Source organism: Phyllobacterium sp. K27 (genome assembly GCF_054796155.1).
This window is the reverse complement of the sequence record NZ_CM139240.1, coordinates 902932-919470: the sequence shown is the minus strand read 5'-3', so window position 1 is coordinate 919470 and position 16539 is coordinate 902932. Positions and strand designations below refer to the sequence as shown.

General features: G+C 55.3%; 19 protein-coding genes. 5 read left to right on the top strand and 14 right to left on the bottom strand.

The annotated features are described in order from the left end of the window. Positions 1–83 precede the first annotated feature (83 nt). From ACYJL1_RS04520 to ACYJL1_RS04510, 3 genes are read right to left on the bottom strand one after another with little or no spacing between them, the layout of a single operon-like run. A complete protein-coding gene (locus ACYJL1_RS04520) occupies positions 84–479 on the bottom strand; it encodes a hypothetical protein (protein WP_460897230.1) in 396 nt (131 codons plus the stop codon). Further along, on the bottom strand, positions 479–790 hold the full coding sequence (locus ACYJL1_RS04515) for a hypothetical protein (RefSeq protein ID WP_460897229.1): 312 nt from the start codon (positions 788–790) through the stop codon (positions 479–481). The genes ACYJL1_RS04520 and ACYJL1_RS04515 overlap by 1 nt, the downstream gene beginning before the upstream one ends. Then, entirely contained in the window at positions 787–975 is a 189-nt protein-coding gene (locus ACYJL1_RS04510) for a DNA-binding protein (RefSeq protein WP_460897228.1), read from the bottom strand. Before ACYJL1_RS04510 ends, ACYJL1_RS04515 begins: the two co-directional genes overlap by 4 nt. 114 nt (positions 976–1089) lie before the next feature. Here ACYJL1_RS04510 and ACYJL1_RS04505 point away from each other — a divergent pair, with 114 nt between their 5' ends. Beyond that, on the top strand, positions 1090–1443 hold the full coding sequence (locus tag ACYJL1_RS04505; protein ID WP_460897227.1) for an Arc family DNA-binding protein: 354 nt from the start codon (positions 1090–1092) through the stop codon (positions 1441–1443). A 2-nt stretch (positions 1444–1445) separates the two neighbouring features. Next, the gene (locus ACYJL1_RS04500; RefSeq protein ID WP_460897226.1) at positions 1446–2696 is read left to right on the top strand and encodes a site-specific integrase; all 1251 of its coding nucleotides are present in this window, start codon (positions 1446–1448) and stop codon (positions 2694–2696) included. Between the two features lie 140 nt (positions 2697–2836). On the opposite strand, the gene ACYJL1_RS04495 is transcribed toward ACYJL1_RS04500, so the two are convergent. Both ACYJL1_RS04495 and ACYJL1_RS04490 read right to left on the bottom strand, forming a co-directional pair. Beyond that, complete coding sequence (locus ACYJL1_RS04495; protein ID WP_460897225.1) at positions 2837–3706, bottom strand: LysR family transcriptional regulator; 870 nt, start codon at positions 3704–3706, stop codon at positions 2837–2839. A 402-nt stretch (positions 3707–4108) separates the two neighbouring features. Next, positions 4109–5131 (bottom strand): YeiH family protein, encoded by a 1023-nt coding sequence (locus ACYJL1_RS04490; RefSeq protein ID WP_460897224.1) that lies wholly within the window; start codon positions 5129–5131, stop codon positions 4109–4111. 108 nt (positions 5132–5239) lie between these two features. Between ACYJL1_RS04490 and ACYJL1_RS04485 the strand changes: the two genes are divergently transcribed. Beyond that, positions 5240–6169, top strand: a complete 930-nt coding sequence (locus ACYJL1_RS04485; RefSeq protein WP_460897223.1) for a LysR substrate-binding domain-containing protein — start codon at positions 5240–5242, stop codon at positions 6167–6169. Between the two features lie 149 nt (positions 6170–6318). On the opposite strand, the gene ACYJL1_RS04480 is transcribed toward ACYJL1_RS04485, so the two are convergent. Together ACYJL1_RS04480 and ACYJL1_RS04475 are read right to left on the bottom strand one after the other, a co-directional pair. Then, the gene (locus tag ACYJL1_RS04480) at positions 6319–6747 is read right to left on the bottom strand and encodes a DUF6314 family protein (RefSeq protein WP_460897222.1); all 429 of its coding nucleotides are present in this window, start codon (positions 6745–6747) and stop codon (positions 6319–6321) included. Positions 6748–6752: 5 nt separating this feature from the next. Continuing rightward, positions 6753–7259 carry a GAF domain-containing protein gene (locus tag ACYJL1_RS04475; protein WP_460897221.1) on the bottom strand — a complete coding sequence of 169 codons (507 nt, stop codon included), beginning with the start codon at positions 7257–7259 and terminating at the stop codon, positions 6753–6755. 150 nt (positions 7260–7409) lie between these two features. Here ACYJL1_RS04475 and ACYJL1_RS04470 point away from each other — a divergent pair, with 150 nt between their 5' ends. Next, entirely contained in the window at positions 7410–7769 is a 360-nt protein-coding gene (locus ACYJL1_RS04470; protein ID WP_460897220.1) for a winged helix-turn-helix domain-containing protein, read from the top strand. On the opposite strand, the gene ACYJL1_RS04465 is transcribed toward ACYJL1_RS04470, so the two are convergent. After that, entirely contained in the window at positions 7766–9016 is a 1251-nt protein-coding gene (locus ACYJL1_RS04465) for a cation:proton antiporter (protein WP_460897219.1), read from the bottom strand. The two genes, ACYJL1_RS04470 and ACYJL1_RS04465, sit on opposite strands and share 4 nt — an antisense overlap. A 131-nt stretch (positions 9017–9147) precedes the next feature. On the opposite strand from ACYJL1_RS04465, the gene ACYJL1_RS04460 reads away from it, so the two are divergent. After that, positions 9148–10038 (top strand): DMT family transporter, encoded by an 891-nt coding sequence (locus tag ACYJL1_RS04460; protein WP_460897218.1) that lies wholly within the window; start codon positions 9148–9150, stop codon positions 10036–10038. On the opposite strand, the gene surE is transcribed toward ACYJL1_RS04460, so the two are convergent. The 6 genes from surE to ACYJL1_RS04430 all read right to left on the bottom strand — a co-directional run bounded on the left by surE (position 10035) and on the right by ACYJL1_RS04430 (position 16500). Then, positions 10035–10772, bottom strand: coding sequence for a 5'/3'-nucleotidase SurE (surE, locus tag ACYJL1_RS04455; protein WP_460897217.1), 738 nt, complete (start codon positions 10770–10772; stop codon positions 10035–10037). The genes ACYJL1_RS04460 and surE overlap by 4 nt on opposite strands. A 12-nt stretch (positions 10773–10784) precedes the next feature. Further along, positions 10785–11936: an MBL fold metallo-hydrolase gene (locus ACYJL1_RS04450; RefSeq protein ID WP_460897216.1), complete on the bottom strand. Its 1152-nt coding sequence runs from the start codon at positions 11934–11936 to the stop codon at positions 10785–10787. Beyond that, positions 11936–13003 carry an ABC transporter ATP-binding protein gene (locus ACYJL1_RS04445; RefSeq protein ID WP_460897215.1) on the bottom strand — a complete coding sequence of 356 codons (1068 nt, stop codon included), beginning with the start codon at positions 13001–13003 and terminating at the stop codon, positions 11936–11938. The genes ACYJL1_RS04450 and ACYJL1_RS04445 overlap by 1 nt, the downstream gene beginning before the upstream one ends. Further along, positions 12991–14694, bottom strand: a complete 1704-nt coding sequence (locus ACYJL1_RS04440) for an ABC transporter permease (RefSeq protein ID WP_460897214.1) — start codon at positions 14692–14694, stop codon at positions 12991–12993. The genes ACYJL1_RS04445 and ACYJL1_RS04440 overlap by 13 nt, the downstream gene beginning before the upstream one ends. Positions 14695–14929: 235 nt before the next feature. Then, positions 14930–15916 carry an ABC transporter substrate-binding protein gene (locus ACYJL1_RS04435; RefSeq protein ID WP_460897213.1) on the bottom strand — a complete coding sequence of 329 codons (987 nt, stop codon included), beginning with the start codon at positions 15914–15916 and terminating at the stop codon, positions 14930–14932. Between the two features lie 218 nt (positions 15917–16134). Then, positions 16135–16500 carry a hypothetical protein gene (locus ACYJL1_RS04430; protein WP_460897212.1) on the bottom strand — a complete coding sequence of 122 codons (366 nt, stop codon included), beginning with the start codon at positions 16498–16500 and terminating at the stop codon, positions 16135–16137. Positions 16501–16539 lie beyond the last annotated feature (39 nt).

Genomic DNA, 16539 nt, shown 5'->3' with positions numbered 1-16539 from the left:
TCTGGCACACCGTTCGAAGAACCGCGAGCAACGAAGCGAGGCCAGCGCCAAGCGGTAGTAATACAGGCGGATAAAGCTGCGGATCAGGCGCATGATTGCACCTGCAACTGTTCTATTGTGGGCATGCTGGCGACGATGGATTGGCCCGCCAGCATCGCTTCTTCGGGTTCGCCATGGCTCCAAAGCTCATCGCTCATTATGATGTAGAACCGCAGGGCTCTTTCGTCTTTAGTCGTCGGAGTGCGGTTTCTAACTTCTTTTACAATCTCATCTTTTTCAGCCATCACACGCTCAGCCAGATGCGCGAGAAGATCGCCGGCCTGATTGTATCCTTTGGTTCGATCATAGTTGCACCGCGGCTGATTGGTGAAGCCGCACAGTGTATCGTCAACGGCCCTCAAGGCGTCGAATGTCGTTGCAAGTTCCTTGAATGTGAGCGGCTTGAAATTAAATCCGAGCAGGTTTTCAGGTGAGGTCATTACACAGCCCTCCCTTCGAGAATTGCGACTGCCTTGACGGTCATCGCTTTCGCATGCTCGGCGATAGTCTGCATCGCTGCGCACTCGTCATGATCAAGAGCGGCCGCTGCCATGAAAATGACCTCAATGAGCTGCTTGGCCTCGTTGATGGCGTCGATCGCATCGATGTTGCGTGACATTGGAGTTGCCTGACTATCGGCAACCATGGTATTCACTGACTTGTTCATAGCTTTTCCTCGCGAGGGATTGGTGAGAACCGGCTCGGCAGTTGCTCTAACAACTGGCCGGGCTTTTTCATGTGTTGGAGTCATGCTGCGCTCTCCATGAAGAATGCGATCAGCTTGGAACGTTCAGCCACCCAGCGGCCACCCACCTTTTTTGCTGGTAGCTGCCCTGTGGAAAGCAGATGAAAAGTCTGCCGTTCAGATCGACCTATAAGTTTTGCAATTTCAGAGACCTCCCAAAGAAGGTCGATCGGTTGTGTTGCAGCTGTCATTTGTTGGTCCTCCGTTAAGGTTAATGACACCATATTAGTGTCGCACCATTCCGGTGTCAAGACATGGTGTCATTTTGGTGTTATAACCGGCATATTGATTTGATGAGGATGCAAATGCCTACCCAGGACGAAGAAGTTAGAATTACACTGCGTCTGCCAGTTTCAATGCGAGACCGTCTAACTGAGAGCGCTGCCGCGACCTCTCGGTCGATGAACGGTGAAATACTGGCTCGAATAGAGGCAGCAGAAGGCGTTCGGAGACTGCTCGATGATTTCGAGTTGTTAAAAGCCCAATACGTTGCACAGCAGGAGCGTGAGAAGGCACTTAAAGAGCAGGTGACGAACATGCACAGAATCACTACTGGTGCCCAAGGCATCAATCGCCAACTGATCGAGTTGCTCATGCGACGCCTCAACGTAAGCGAAGAGGAAATTACCGCTATCACCAGATCGAAGAGCGGCGACTAAACATGTCTATCCGTAAACGTGTATGGACCAATGCCAAAGGCGAAGAAAAAACCGCATGGGTAGTCGATTATCCCGATACTAAGGGCAAGCGCCGGCTGAAAACCTTTGCCAAGAAGAAAGATGCTGACCAGTTTGCAGCAACGGCAAAGGTCGAGGTTCGCGAAGGCGTACACGTTGCCGACAGTGCCAGCGCAACGGTAAAAGAAGCCGGAGAATTGTGGATAAAGCGCGGCGAGCAGAATGGTCTTGAGCGCGGCACTATCGTCCAATATCGCCAGCATCTAGATTTGCACATAATTCCTTTCCTAGGCTCAACTTTACTCTCGCGCCTCACAGTGCCAGCGGTTCGCAACTTCGAAGACGAAATGATTGATGCGGGCCGCTCGCCTTCGATGGTGCGCAAGGTACTCGTCAGTCTTGGCTCGCTGCTGGCCGATGCACAAGAACGCGGGTTGGTCATCAGAAATCCTGTAAGAGAGAAGAGCCATGCCCGACAGAAGGGTAAAGACAAGCGTCAAGAACGGCGCCAGAAGGGCAAACTCAAGATCGGGATAGACATTCCCTCCCGCGAAGAGATCAAGGCGATTGTGGACGCTCTGGAGGGCAAATGGCGTCCCTTGCTGTTGACTGCGATATTTACTGGCCTACGCGCTTCGGAGATACGCGGGCTGCGATGGTCAGATGTCAATATCGAAGGGCGAGAAGTCCGGGTTCACCAGAGGGCCGATCGCTTCAATCAAATTGGCAGACCTAAATCCGAAGCAGGAGAACGGACTGTCCCAATTCCACCGCTTGTCGCAAATGCGTTGAAGGCTTGGCGTCTGGAATGTCCTCGCCCCCGAACCGGACAAAAGGATGCGGACGGAAAGCACCTCACCGAGGAGATAAAGCCGGAACAATTGGTATTCCCAAATAGTCTCGGGAACGTCGAATCTCTGTCAAAAATAATGCAGCGCGGATTCCAACCATCACAGATACGAGCTGGCGTGTCCGTCCAGACCGGTGAGACAGACAAAGAAGGCAATCCAATATCGAAAGCGAAATATACCGGCTTCCATTCGCTGCGGCATTTCTATGCATCATGGTGTATCAACAGACGGGAAGACGGCGGGCTTAGCCTGCCCCCAAAAATGGTGCAAGAGCGCCTAGGGCATTCATCGATTACCCTGACAATGGATACCTATGGGCATCTCTTCCCACGCAATGACGATGCCGAAGAATTGGCCGCTGCAGAGCTCGCTCTTTTGAGGTGACTGCGACACAGATGCGACATGGACTTGCAAGCCATTGATATTACTATTGTAATATAAGTTTCCTAATCTGTAGGCCACTGGTTCGAATCCAGTCGGGATCACCATGACTTGGGCCAAATGCCCTTGCATCCAGAGTTTGGCTAGGCCGCAGTTGTTGCTGGTCGGAAGGCCTCGCGGATCATCCTTGCCATTCCATCAATTGCGGCGCTTCTTCTAAGCGGGTTCTTCTTGAGAACGACATTGGATGAATCGATCGGCGGGAAACCATCTTCCTCGGTCAATGCCCTGCATCCTGCTGGAATATTGCTGCTGGCGAGCGGCGCAATTGCCAGTCCCGAAACCACAGCAATTTTAAGCCCCCCGCTCGTATCGCAGCTGTAAGCTACGCGATAGTTGATCCGGCTTGTTTCAAGAGATCCCATGGCGAATTTCTTGCACCAGCTCGAACTATCGTAGATTGCGATGGGCACGACGTCATTTTCATGAACGCAATGCGTATCTGATGTGACCCATACAGTCGGATCAACGAAAAGCACTTCACCCACAGGCGGTTGCTGCTGGTCAAATATGACAGCAAGATCCAGCTCGTCCGATTCCAATGCTGCGATCTGTGCTGAAGAATACCCGCACTTGACCGTCACTTCGACATTGGGGTGCCGATTGGCGAATGCAGCCAGCGCACGCGGCAAGACCGTATAACCATATTCCTCCGGTATGCCGATCCGCACCGGCCCGTCCAACGGTTTTGCCCGTATAACAGCCGCTGTCTCATCCAGCAGACTGATGATTCGGTTGGCATTGGTGAGAAGCGTTCTTCCCTGGCTGGTCAGTGTCACTCCCCGCGAACCGCGGTCGAACAGGCTTTCTCCCAGAACTTCTTCCAGGCGTTTGATCTGTATACTCACTGCGGACTGTGTACGCCCTACCTGATCAGCCGCACGCGTAACATTGCCGTGTTGCGCAACAGCAATGAAAACCCGCAGCAATTCACTGTCCAAGGGAAGCTTCACAATTCTCTTTCAATAAAAATTCCGAATGACAGCAATAGTCGCCATTCCACTTGAAAATGTCAAATAGACGCCAGAGGCGGTTGCACTGGTCGGCTCATCGAAGGCAATTGAAAGTCGCCTGCTCCGCAATGAAAATACTGAATGGCAGGCATGATTTCTATTCGTTTGTTAAATGCCGTGATTGCAATGATTATGGTGCCGAAGCCAAGGAGGCACTATGTCAAACCTGCCACCACCTGGATTGTTTCTGACTGCCTGGTGCCAGGCCTACCAGCAACGGCAGTCTCTTCTGGACCTTCTCGGCAAGCCGGATGATCGTCTGCTGCGTGATGCCGGACTGACCAGAGAAGACGCCTTGCGAATCGTCAGCTGCAATCTCACAATGATTGCCTGGACCGTCTCTCAGGCAAGGCGTAGCAGGGCTATGAGCCCGAAACTGATTGCGACAAGCGATGCGAGCGAGAGGATCGCCACGGCCATCACCCGCCCACCAGCGTGAGCAACGGAGCGAATATCGACCGATAGTCCAAGCGCCGCCATGGCAATGATCGTGAGGACGTTGGAAAGTTGCGCCATGGGCGCAATTGCAGCCTCGGGTATCAGCCCGATTGAGCGCAGGATCATCATCACGCCAAACCCGCCAATGAACCAGGGCACCAGCGACACTTCCCGGCGCACAGCCGGTGCCTCATGGCGCAAATCAGCTTTCATGATCGCGCCAAGCACGAGCAGTACAGGGCCAAGCATCAGCACGCGCACCAGCTTCACCAAGGTTCCGGTTTGCACGCCCAGCAGCCCGGCAGGGGCCGTCGCAGCGATAACCTGCGGCACGGCATAGACTGTCAGACCTGCCAGCACACCATATTGCGGCACGCTCATCATGGTGTGAAAATAAAGCAGCGGCAACAGGAATACGGCAGCGATGCCCAGCACCGCCGTAAAGGTCAGTGCGGCGGCAATCTCCTTGCGGTCTGCCTCTATCACCGGCGCAACCGCAACTATGGCCGAGTTTCCGCAGATGGAATTTCCACAGGCAATCAAAGTCGCAAGCTTTGGCGGCAATCCGAACAGCCTGCCAATGCCATAGCCGATGCTGATTGACAGAACGACCACACCAGCTATTCCGGCGACCAACGCCAGACCTGCTCCCTTCATCGCCGTCAGACTTATCGATGCGCCAAGCAGTACGATTGCCAATTCCAGAAGGAATTTCGCACTGAAATCGATTCCGGCCATCAGTGATTGGTTCGGCTGACGGAGCGAGCGGATCGCAATGCCAATCGCAATCGCCAGTACGAGACTTTCCACCCACCTGACGTCGAACATTGCAACCTCAACCCGCTCACCAAGAACCGCTGCAAAAGCAACAGCGCAACAAAGGGCGAGGCCCGGGAGAATAGAGAACACACGTTGATGGAGAGACATGAGCTTGCCGTTTCAAACTTTGGTTATAGGCAGCTTATCTCATGTTAAATTATCGACATCTATCGAATGTTATGTCATGTTTCATTCGATATAATCGAACGGTTTAAAATGACATTTGAACAACTCGCCATCTTTGTTGCTGTTGCGGAGCGGGAGCATCTCACTCAAGCGGCGGTGGCCATTCACCTCACGCCTTCGGCTGTCAGCAGCGCCATCAAAAATCTTGAGGCATTTTACGGCGTCGAGCTGTTTCACCGCGTCGGGCGGCGTATCGAACTGACCCAGACGGGCCGCGTTTTTCTCGTCGAAGCCAAGGCAACTCTGGCGCGGGTACGCTCATCCGAGCTGATGCTGTCAGAGCTTGGCGGATTGCGGCGCGGCAAGCTTAGCCTTTACGCCAGTCAGACAATTGCCAGCTATTGGCTGCCGCCATTCCTGATGCGCTTCAAGCAGGACTATCCGGGCATAGAGATCGACCTGACCATTGGCAACACGCGGACAGTCGCCGAAGCGGTCACGCAAGGCGAGGCAGAACTCGGCTTTGTTGAAGGGGAGATTGACGCGCCGCTTCTCAACTCGAAAGTCGTGGCAGACGATGCGCTGGTTGTTGTGGTCGCGCCGTGTCATCCCTGGGCAGATAAACGCCCCTTGAAGGCCGGGGATATCATCGGCGGCTCCTCATGGGTCATGCGCGAACAGGGTTCCGGCACGCGCTCGGAGTTTGAGCACGCCATCGATAATCTCCAACTCTCCCATAGTGATCTGAAGATCGCCCTGGTCCTTCCCTCGAATGAGGCTGTTTTGTCTGCTGTCTGTGCCGGGAATTGCGCGACCGTGATTTCCAGCGCCGCCGCCCGCGCCTATTTGCGTGAGGGGCTAGTGGTTGAGGCGGCTTTCAAGCTGCCGGTCCGCCGTTTTCGCATGCTGCGCCACAAGCAGCGACATAGCAGCAAGGCATCGGAAATATTGGAGGGTCTGTGTGAAGGTGCGCTGGTTATCTCCCCCCTTGTGGGGGAGAAAGCGATTTCAGCATCTTAGCTTTTTGGCTAAGTGCTAGAAATCGCCAGAGAGGGGATTTGCTTCCCTAACCACCCCCTCTCTTGGATTTTCTAAGGATTTAGCAAAGCGGCTAAATCCAAGAAAACCCTTTCTCTCCCACAAAGGGAGAGATAGCGCCGCACCTGCTTCTAACTCACCCGCACATATCGGCTCAGGCTGGAATATCGCTTCTGCGGGCCGCGAACACGCCAGCCCTCCACCCACCTATCCCTGCTCTCAAACAAAAACCGCCCTTGATAGAAGTCACTGCCACACAGATGTGACACGCGCTGCGAGGCGTCATATCCCAAAGTGACAAATTCATTCCCGCTTGGGTAGAGCACCCGCACTGCGGCATCTGCAAAAACAAGCCGATAGATTCTGGCGGCCTGAAGCACATTCCTGCCGACGGACATGTCACCGCGCTCTTCAAAAAGCTCAGGGGTTATGGTGGCCCGCCCCGCAAAACCGTATATCGCTCCGGCGCGATGATCGATCACTTTGCGCGTCACCTGCCATGTGCCGCAGAGCATGACGGCAACAGACCGTTCAATCGCCTGGCCGGACCGATCAGACATGAAAATCAATCCACCTGTTCTTCCCAGGCGCAGGCAGCAGTATAAATTGCCGCCAATCGTTCCACCCCTGCCTGATCATCGCTGTCGAAACGTGAAGGTGTCGGACTATCGAGATCAAGCACGCCGAAAACGCGCCCCTCGTGAATCAAGGGTACGACAAGCTCCGAACGGGACGCGGCGTCACAGGCAATATGCCCCGGAAAAGCATGGACATCCTCTACTAAAATTGATGCTGCACGTTCGACAGCGCTGCCACAAACGCCACGGCCAACGGGGATGCGCACGCAGGCCGGTTTGCCCTGAAACGGCCCGACCACGAGTTCACTTTGCGAACGCATAAAGTAGAACCCGGCCCAGTTGATGTCCGGCAGCATCTGGAAGATCAGTGCCGATGTGTTGGCCGCATTGGCCGTCGGATCATTCTCGCCCGCGAGCAGCGCCTCCAGTTGATCGCCCAGCTCCTTGTAGAACTGCGGCTTGTCGCCTTGTGTGATCGCTTTTGCTGCAAACATGAAATTACCTTTCCCTGACGGCCTTGCTCCAGATGCGGCCACATTTCTGCCGATGCACCTGCCTTGTCAAGCAAACGAAAGCTGACAGGTCATGTACATAGGCTTATGCCTTGCTATAGATAGGAATCCATTTCCACAGGTGCAATTACAATGAGTTCAAACGCCAAAGGCGATCTGCAAACTTACGTGCGCATCGACTTTCCTAACAGGGAGCGGCTGGGCCCGGGCAAGATGCAGCTGCTTGAACATATCCGGGAAACAGGATCCATTTCCGCGGCGGGCCGTGCCATGGATATGTCCTATCGCCGCGCCTGGCTGCTGGTCAGCGCCATGAACACCATGTTCGCAACGCCGGTTGTCGATTCGCAGCGCGGCGGCAAGCAGGGCGGCGGCGCCATAGTAACGGAATTTGGCGAAGAGCTTCTGCGCCGCTATCGAAGCATGCAGACGAAAGTCGATGCTGCGCTTGAGTCCGATTTCGAGTGGATCAACCGCAACCGCAGCCGCTAAATTGATGCAGAGTCATTCGCCCGCTCCAGCCAGCGCATGACCGGTGTGACAACAATCCCATGCATCACCACGGATATGAGCACGACCAACGAAACCGTTACCCATAATGTATCGGGTTTCGAGAATGGCGCGTGGCCAAGTGCATAAGCCACATAATAGAACGATCCGAGGCCGCGAATACCGAAAAAGGCGATAACAGCTTTTTCTCTTGTTTGTATGGGAGCGCCCAATAAACCAATCCATCCGGCAATGGGACGAACGAAAAACAGGATAACAAGCGACGCCCCCACGACCCGCCAGTCAAGGGCACGAAAAACGCTGCCTTCTGCTATGGCTGCCCCAAAGCAGACAAGCACGACCATCATCATCAACCGTTCAATCTGTTCGGCAAAATTATGCAGGTTTTCGTGATAGCCGCTGTTACGCTCCGTATGGCGAAGCGTCAGGGCCGTCACAAACACGCCGATAAAACCATAACCATGCGCCAGCTCGATCAGCCCATAACTAAGGCAGGTAATGCCAAGCACCACGAAGCCGTCACCTGTGTGGGCGAGTCCTGCTCTGTTGGGCAGCCGGAACGTCAGATAGCCAAGCACCTTGCCGGTAAGCCAGCCCAGCCCTGCCCCGGCAGCAAGCCTCCAAATAACATCGGTGGAAAGCCAGTCGAAAAACCACGGCGCACCCGTGGTCGTCGATGCTGCAATGGCAATGGCCAGATGCACGAAAGGAAAACTCAAGCCATCATTCAGGCCCGCCTCGGAGGTCAGTGCAAAGCGTACCTCGCTCTTCTCGCCTGATTGCGGCGGCCCCACCTGAACATCGCTGGCAAGCACGGGATCGGTGGGGGCCAGTGCTGACCCGAGCAGCAGCGCCGAGGCAACTCCAAGCCCGAGAAAACTCCAGCCAAGTAGTGCGATTGCCCCGATGGTCAGTGGCATGGAAATGGCCAGCAGCCGCCAGGTTGTCATCCAGCTTCGCCAGCCCAATATCCGGTCGATCTTCAGTCCGGCGCCCATAAGGGCAATGATGACGACAAACTCGGTTATCTTTTCGGTGAGATAGCGGCTGTCGAGCGGATTATCGCCAATCATGAATGACAGCGGTGTCCAGACGAACAGCGTGCCAAAAGCAATGCAGACTATGGGCAGAGAGAGTGGAAACCCCTTCAAAAGCATGGGGAGCCAGGAGGTCATCAGAACGACCAGCCCGAACAAAGCGATCAGAACGAGATAGCTGTCTGTTCCCATACTTGTCTCAAACCATCCGCACACGCTTTGGTTCCGTGAGCGTGAAGTTCCCTTCATCGTAAACGTCAATCATTCGAATTTGCACTATAGCGGGTTTCGTTTAGACACATCGCAAACACCGGAACGCATTCATGACTGCCCAGAGCGTACAGACCGCCAACGCCAATCGATTAGCTCTTGCTGCGCTGCTGCTTGGCGGCATTGCCATTGGCGGCTCACCGATCTTCGTGCGCCTGTCGGAAGTCGGCCCCATGACGACTGCCTTCTGGCGTGTCGCACTGGCTTTCCTTCCGCTTCTGGTCTGGTCAAAAGCAATGCCAGACGTCAAACGCGACGCCCGCCCGGAAAGCCTCGCCGATTATTTCTGGCTGTCCATGCCCGGCATCTTTCTGGCGGCTGATCTTGCTGCATGGCACCTCGCGCTACATATGACCTCGGTCGCCAATGCCACCCTTTTGGCCAATCTTGCGCCAATCTTTGTGACACTTGGCAGTTGGGCAATTTTCCGCGCCCGTGTCAGCAGGATTTTTCTCATCGGCCTTGCGACGGCGCTCATCGGCGTTGTCGTGCTGAAGGGTGGGCCAGCGGCGCTGGGTGATGGAAAGCTTGCAGGGGACGCAACCGCCGCTGTCGCCGCTATTTTCTATGCGGGCTATATCCTCGTCATCGGGCGTCTTCGCGTGCGATTTTCCACCCGCACCATCATGATCTGGAGCACAGCCTCCGCTGCAATCTGCATGCTGCCTGTATCGCTTATCTTTGAAACAAACCTCATACCATTGACGCTGTTTGGCTGGGCGATGCTGGCGGGGCTCGCTTTTATTTCTCATGCGGCGGGCCAAGGCATGATCACCTATGCGCTCGCCTTTTTGCCTCCCGCCTTCTCATCGCTGACCCTACTGTTGCAGCCGGTCGTCGCCGCAGCATTGGCCTGGGTCCTGCTCAGCGAACCCATCGGCCTCATGCAGGCCATAGGCGGCGTTATCGTGATCTTTGGCATTCTCATCGCACGGCGCGGTTAGAGCTCCTCAATCAGACGGGCTTCCAGCTGCGCCTCACCAAACCAGTTCAGCCGGTTGACACAGACATAGCCACAATCGATCAGATCATTATCGTCACCCTCTTCGCTGGTATGGGCGCGGCCACGTGGCACAATGAGCGTCGTCAATTCGCCCTCCTTGCTCACCACATCGGCGTTAAGCGCGATCTTGTCACGGCCTATGCGCGGCTGGCGAATTTCCGCTGGCAATAAAGTCGGCAGGTTGACGCTCAGCCAATGGCCTTCCAGCACCCATTCATCACGCTCGTTCCACAATGTGCGAACAAAATCGGCAAGCCATTTGACATCGCTCTCCATCTGCTCCGGCTTCTTCACCCGCGAAAAGCCGATTGCGGCAATCCCCCAGAATGTGGCTTCGCGCGCTATGCCAAGCGTGCCGGAATAGGCCAGATCCTCGGCAACATTGCGCCCGTCATTGATACCGGAGAGCACCAGATCGGGCCGCTCCTCATCCTTGAACAGCCAACTCATTGCCGTCACGACGCAATCGGCAGGCGTGCCAGAACAGGAATAGCGCTTGGGCGCAAATTCCCGCATCGTCAATGGCCTGCCAACAGTGATGGAGGCCCCCGCGGCCGTGCGCTTGCCATCCGGCGCGACAACCCAGACATCATCGGTGATCAGCCTTGCCGCCTCTACCAGCACAGCCAATCCCGGCGCATCGATTCCGTCATCATTGCAAACCAGAATTCTCATCGTATTCGCCTTCTATATTTCAATATGGTCGCCCGTAACCGCCGTATCGTTCAGTGCAGGCAGATATTGTTTCAGCGCGCTTAGCGAATCCAGCGAGCATGAGTGCCCCAGCGTTGCTGAACGCCCCGCCTTTTCCCAGATTGCTACGTTACCCTGCCGCGTTGGATGGGTCGGCAGCCTAATCCACTCCGCCCGCTTTGCTTCAAACAATTCCGAAGCTGGCGTGTTGGGCGGAATGTGACCTGTCAGCAGGATCGGATATCCTTGATCCGCCGCGCGCTTGATTGCCGCCACCGATGGCCCGGCGCTTCCCATCCCGTCGAAACTCATGAGCGGGCAGTCCGGCAAAGCATCGGACTCTGACCAGTCCAGAGCCTTGGCCAGCCGCTCCGTCAGCATCGCCTCAACGCCAGGGTGGAAGGCACCCCTTGCAGCAATTTGCGCCGCCACCGGCTCGCGCATGCTCGCATGAATGGCAAAGCGCTCAGGCAGGATAGCCATCAGTTCCAGCGGTTTGCCGGAAAGCGGCACAGGCAGTAGGCAACCGTCTGGCTGCGCACCCACCCATTGCCGGATCGCAGAGACGCGCTCATCGCTTGAAATAGCATCATCGCCATACGAAGCATCAAGGATCAGCAGATCACAGCGCGGGATCGGGTCCATGGCAAAAACTGCACTATCCGGCACCACATCAGCCGTATAGACAGCAGACTTCGCGCCATCGCTGGCGGCAAACCACACGCCTCCCGCCACATGGCCGGAACGTCCGGTCGAAATTCTCAGGCCCCCAAGGTCGATTGTTTCACCCGCTGCAAACAATTCAGCGGACTGTGCAGCCATCTCGAAGGCCCGCATATGTTCCCGCTCGCCATATTGCCGGAGCATATCAGACGCTTCCAAAGATGTTTCCGCAGTCATGAAGATGCGGCCGCGAAACCCGTGTGAAAGCAGCCAGGCCAGCCCGCCAATATGATCCTCATGCGCGTGCGAAACAAAGACTGCATCGAGCGCGGCAATCGCTGCATCATTAATTGCCGGGTAATAATCCCGACCCGTCGCGCCCACCTTTATGCCAACGTCCAGAAGGATGCTCTTGCCGCCGACCGAAATGCCAACGCTGGTCCGGCCCTTCTCGCCAAAGCCGCCGTGAAGATCAATCCGCATCAGACATTCGCCCCCGGGATGACCCAGCCGGAGGCAATGGTGATGTGCGCTGTCTCGCCCTCAGCAAGCCGCTTCGGGTCCGCGAGATCGAAATGCAGTTCCTGCGCCTGATCGCCCGCCACCGCCTCGATCCGCGAGCCTCCACCCCGATAGATGCTGCGCTTTACGGAAACCTCAATCCCGCCACTTGCCGCCGGGATGATATCGGCAGCGCGAATGCACACCTTTGCATCACCTGTCACGGCTTGTCCGGTTCGGCAGCGGAAAACAGCCTCCTGTCCAAGCACTTCCACCTTGCATTGCCCGTCCACTTCTGCCGCCAGAACCTTGGCTGGCAGCACCATGCCCTGCGCGATAAAAGATGCCACCATAGGCGTCGCCGGTTGTTCATAAAGTTCGCGCGGCGTCGCAAACTGCACCAAATGGCCCTTATCCATCACGGCAATACGATCCGCCAGCGCCATGGCTTCGGCCTGATCGTGCGTGATGTAAATTATCGTCGTGCCGGTGCGCTTGTGGAATGAGGCAAACTCATCTTCCATGGAGGCACGCAAATGCACGTCGAGATTGGCAAGCGGTTCATCGAACAGGACCAGAGATGGCGTGGATACGAGACATCGCGCCAAAGCCACGCGCTGTCTCTGCCCACCGGAAAGATTGGCCGGACGGCGGTCGCCATATCCTTGCAGATCGACCAGTTCCAGCGCTTCCGAGATGCGCCGCTCGCGTTCGGCTTTATCGACTTTCGCCACTTTCAGGCTGTAACCAACATTTTCCGAAACGCTCATATGCGGCCAAAGCGCATAATTCTGGAAAACAATACCAACACGCCTTTGCTCTGGCGGAACGTTCAGTTTCGGGTCGGACATCACCTTTCCGCCGACAGTGATCGTCCCTTGATTGACCTGTTCAAAACCCGCGACAAGGCGCAACAGTGTGGTCTTGCCACAGCCGGATGGCCCAAGCACGGCCACGAACTCGCCATTGCCAACATCCAGCGAAACATTCGACAAAGCGTCGAAATCGCCAAATGTCTTGGTTACATTTTCAATTTTCAATCCCGCCATGGCAGAACTCCGTTTGGAAGGCTGCGTGCGAACAGATTGGTCAACAGCATCAGCGCAAAAATCACGACAATCGTCAGGGTTGATATGGCGGCGGCGTAGTTGGAATCGCCGCCCTGCTCAAAAGAAAAGATCACCACGCCGATCGTTTCCGAACCGGAAGCCCATAGCAGCGCTGAAACTGTCAATTCGCTGAACGCAGTCATGAAAATCAGCACGCCACCGGCAAGTGTCGCAGGCGCGACAAGCGGAAACACAATGGTTCTCATGCGCCTTATGAGACCGGCTCCGGCTACCTGCGCCGCTTCTTCAAGCGAGCGATCGATCTGGTGCAAGCCGCTGATCGTGGGTCGCAATGCCAATACGAGAAACCGGGCGAGATAGGCGTAAAGGATGATCCAGATCGTATTGTAAATCTGCAAGCCAATAATCGGCAGCGGCTTCAGGAACAGGAGCAGCGAGGCAATCGCCAAAACCACGCCGGGCAAGGCATAGGGCAGTTCGGCGGAGAGATTCAGGAACCTCGTCCACCAGCGTTTGCGCCAAGTGATCAGATAGCCAAGCGGCACCGCGACAAGCACCGCAAAAGCCGCCGCAGCAAGGGAAAGGCCGAAGCTGTTGAAGAATGCCCGTTTCGCCGCCGCATGGTCGAATAGCACGAAGGCGTAATTGGCGAGCGTCACAGTCTTCATGCTCAGCGGAACGCCATAAGCAGCGACAAGCGAGGTCAAAAACAAACCGACAATCGGCAGAACCAGCACAATGACAATCAGCAGCCACATGGCGATTTCCGCCAAGGGGCGCCAGCGCCCAAGCTCAAATGGCGCGGCAGGTAGAGAGGTCGAAGCAATACGATAGTCGCGGCGACGGGAGGTATAGTCCTGCGCCAGTATTCCGGCCATGGCGATCAAGCCGATCAGCATGGAAAGCACCGCAACTTCGGAAAGCACGGCGGGGCCACCACCAGCCAGTCGCTGGTAGATCAATGTTGGCAGGACGAGATAGCCCGCCGGTATGCCGAGAAAAGCGGGGATGCCGAAATTGCCGACGCAGGAAACAAAGGCCAATGCCGTGGCACCAATAATTGATGGCGTCATCAACGGCAGAATGATGGTGCGAAGGACCGTTAGCCGGCTGGCACCGCTGCTCAATGCCGCTTCCACCAGTTCACGCGGCAGTTTGCGCAATCCGGCCCTTACCATCAGGAAAACCAGGGGGCCATATTGCACGCCAAGCAGCACGATGATGCCGGTCGTTGAATAGAGCGGATTTTTGCTGCCCAGCGCTGGTGCCATGCCAATCAACTTGAGAAACGGGCTTGCAGGTCCGAACAATTGCAGCCAGGCCAGTGCCGTAACCTGCGGTGCAATAAGCAGCGGCACCACATAAAGCAAAACGAAAGTGCTGCGTCCGCGCACATTGGTGAGGCTTACCAGAAGGGCGACGGCAGTGCCAAGAATGACCGCCAGCACTGTGCCGCCTATGCCCACCTGCAAGGAATGCAAAGTGGCTGTCCATGTTGCCGAGCCGGAAAGCGCTGCCCGCAGCGGCGCCGCAGAAAGACTGCCTTGCGGCATGACGATCTCAAAAGCAAGACGCAGCATCGGTACGATGGAAAGCATCGCAACAATGATCGCCACCCCTGCAATCAGAGCAGTATCAGCCCCCTGACGCTTTTCAACGGAAACAGTCATTTATAGTCCCAAGCATTCCAATATGCTAAACTTTATTGCATTATCGCTGTGCGTGGTTCGACAAGCTCACCATGAGGGATGTAGTGGTTTGCAAAGAGCCTTGGTCTGAGCCGTTGCAGACGGTTTTTACAACCTTCCACATCCCTCATGGTGAGCTTGTCGAACCACGCACAGCGCAATTGCCAAACTGAAAACGGCAAGAGAATTCAATTGCATTCTCTCGCCAGAACAGCCATTAGCCGCCAAACATCTCAGAAAATTTGGCCTTGTCAGCGTCGGTCGCTTCCAGAACTTTCAGTGTTTCAATCGGCATGACCTTGACCTCGACACCTTCTGGCAACCAGGAAGGACGACCAATGGACGGCTTTGCTGGCAAATAGCCCTGTTCAAGCGCCAGCTTTTGGCCCTCATCCGAAAGAATGAAGTCAACAAACTTCTGTGCGGCTGGCAGATTCTTCGTCTCGGACATGATCGCGACTGGCTCGGTCACGGCAGGAACACCTTCCGGCGGGAACACGAATTCAATCGGAGAGCCCTTGGCCTTTGCGTTCAACGCCATGAAATCCACCAGAATGCCGTAAGGCTTCTCGCCACTGGCAACGGATTTCAGCACAGCGCCATTGCCGCGGACAGCCACTGTTTCATTGGCCTTGAGTTTGTCGAAATAATCCCAGCCAAGTTCTGAATTTCCAACAAATCCGCTCAAAAGATAAGCAGCCGCACCGGAGTAAAGCGGGCTTGGCATAACGATCATGCCCTTATATTCCGGCTTGGTCAGGTCTGCCCAATGCTCAGGCTTTGCCGTTGCCGCTGAATTATAGGCGATGCCTGTGGTGATCAGCTTGCTGCCGAAATAGGTCTTGTCTTTGTCATAGGCATCCTTGTCAAAGCCTTCGACATTCGCCTTTTCATAGGCCTGCAACTTGCCCTGCTTCTTCAGCCCTTCCATGCTCACCGCATCGGCGATCAACAACACGTCTGCCTGCGTGGAACCTGCAGAAAATTCCGCAGCAAGCTTGCTCAAAATATCGCTGGTGCCAGACCGGTAGACCTGCACTTCGATATCCGGATTGACCTTGCGGAAAGCCTCGACGGTTTTTGCCGCATCCGCATCGGGCTGCGATGTATAAAGGCTGAGCGTTTCAGCGTTGGCCGCACCAAAGGCCAGCGACACAGCAAAAAAGGCTGGCACGCCAAGTGTCATTTTCAGAAGCTTGTTCATTTTTTTCTCCTCCCAAGGGGGATTCGGTTTGATCGAGGGGACATATGCCCACGAAAAATCCTCCTCCATGCGTTCCAGGTTCTCACGACCCATCACGCAGGAAGAGTGTTCATGTTCATTTGTCTTTTGTCAAATACATTTGAACAATGAAACTTATATGACAAACACAGCTGCTGAAGAAAAATTCACATTGAGCGAAAGTTGAGAAGTGCGTGCGCCTACAGAACGCCTCGGCTGCGCAAAAAATCCATCAGGCCAACATGGGTAATGGCTTCGAATTCAGCAGCGGCAGCGGCGAACTTTTTGCGTTGATTGATCAGCATGCCGAAGACCTGCTTCATCTCTGACGATACGCCAAAGCGTTCCCAGCGCTCTGCCACATGCGGCGGCAAATCAAGATCGCGGCAGAAATCCGAAATAGTGGCATAACCGAGCAGCGCGAGATTTGTTTTTACTTCGTCAACCGGCATGCGCTCTTCAACGGCATGGTCATGCAGCCGCTGCGCAACCAGACGAAGGTCTGCCGGAGATGATCCTATGACGCGGTTGAGGATGGAACGGACCTCATTTGGGAACGACGACATGTGCAACTCCAGATTTCAAATCATATGCAACTCTATAAT

Excerpts from the sequence above, each read along its gene's own strand:
- ACYJL1_RS04520 (WP_460897230.1), bottom strand. The coding sequence starts at position 479 with ATGACCTCACCTGAAAACCTGCTCGGATTTAATTTCAAGCCGCTCACA.
- ACYJL1_RS04515 (WP_460897229.1), bottom strand. The coding sequence starts at position 790 with ATGACTCCAACACATGAAAAAGCCCGGCCAGTTGTTAGAGCAACTGCC.
- ACYJL1_RS04510 (WP_460897228.1), bottom strand. The coding sequence starts at position 975 with ATGACAGCTGCAACACAACCGATCGACCTTCTTTGGGAGGTCTCTGAA.
- ACYJL1_RS04505 (WP_460897227.1), top strand. The coding sequence starts at position 1,090 with ATGCCTACCCAGGACGAAGAAGTTAGAATTACACTGCGTCTGCCAGTT.
- ACYJL1_RS04500 (WP_460897226.1), top strand. The coding sequence starts at position 1,446 with ATGTCTATCCGTAAACGTGTATGGACCAATGCCAAAGGCGAAGAAAAA.
- ACYJL1_RS04490 (WP_460897224.1), bottom strand. The coding sequence starts at position 5,131 with ATGTCTCTCCATCAACGTGTGTTCTCTATTCTCCCGGGCCTCGCCCTT.
- ACYJL1_RS04485 (WP_460897223.1), top strand. The coding sequence starts at position 5,240 with ATGACATTTGAACAACTCGCCATCTTTGTTGCTGTTGCGGAGCGGGAG.
- ACYJL1_RS04480 (WP_460897222.1), bottom strand. The coding sequence starts at position 6,747 with ATGTCTGATCGGTCCGGCCAGGCGATTGAACGGTCTGTTGCCGTCATG.
- ACYJL1_RS04475 (WP_460897221.1), bottom strand. The coding sequence starts at position 7,259 with ATGTTTGCAGCAAAAGCGATCACACAAGGCGACAAGCCGCAGTTCTAC.
- ACYJL1_RS04470 (WP_460897220.1), top strand. The coding sequence starts at position 7,410 with ATGAGTTCAAACGCCAAAGGCGATCTGCAAACTTACGTGCGCATCGAC.
- ACYJL1_RS04465 (WP_460897219.1), bottom strand. The coding sequence starts at position 9,016 with ATGGGAACAGACAGCTATCTCGTTCTGATCGCTTTGTTCGGGCTGGTC.
- ACYJL1_RS04460 (WP_460897218.1), top strand. The coding sequence starts at position 9,148 with ATGACTGCCCAGAGCGTACAGACCGCCAACGCCAATCGATTAGCTCTT.
- surE (WP_460897217.1), bottom strand. The coding sequence starts at position 10,772 with ATGAGAATTCTGGTTTGCAATGATGACGGAATCGATGCGCCGGGATTG.
- ACYJL1_RS04450 (WP_460897216.1), bottom strand. The coding sequence starts at position 11,936 with ATGCGGATTGATCTTCACGGCGGCTTTGGCGAGAAGGGCCGGACCAGC.
- ACYJL1_RS04445 (WP_460897215.1), bottom strand. The coding sequence starts at position 13,003 with ATGGCGGGATTGAAAATTGAAAATGTAACCAAGACATTTGGCGATTTC.
- ACYJL1_RS04440 (WP_460897214.1), bottom strand. The coding sequence starts at position 14,694 with ATGACTGTTTCCGTTGAAAAGCGTCAGGGGGCTGATACTGCTCTGATT.
- ACYJL1_RS04435 (WP_460897213.1), bottom strand. The coding sequence starts at position 15,916 with ATGAACAAGCTTCTGAAAATGACACTTGGCGTGCCAGCCTTTTTTGCT.
- ACYJL1_RS04430 (WP_460897212.1), bottom strand. The coding sequence starts at position 16,500 with ATGTCGTCGTTCCCAAATGAGGTCCGTTCCATCCTCAACCGCGTCATA.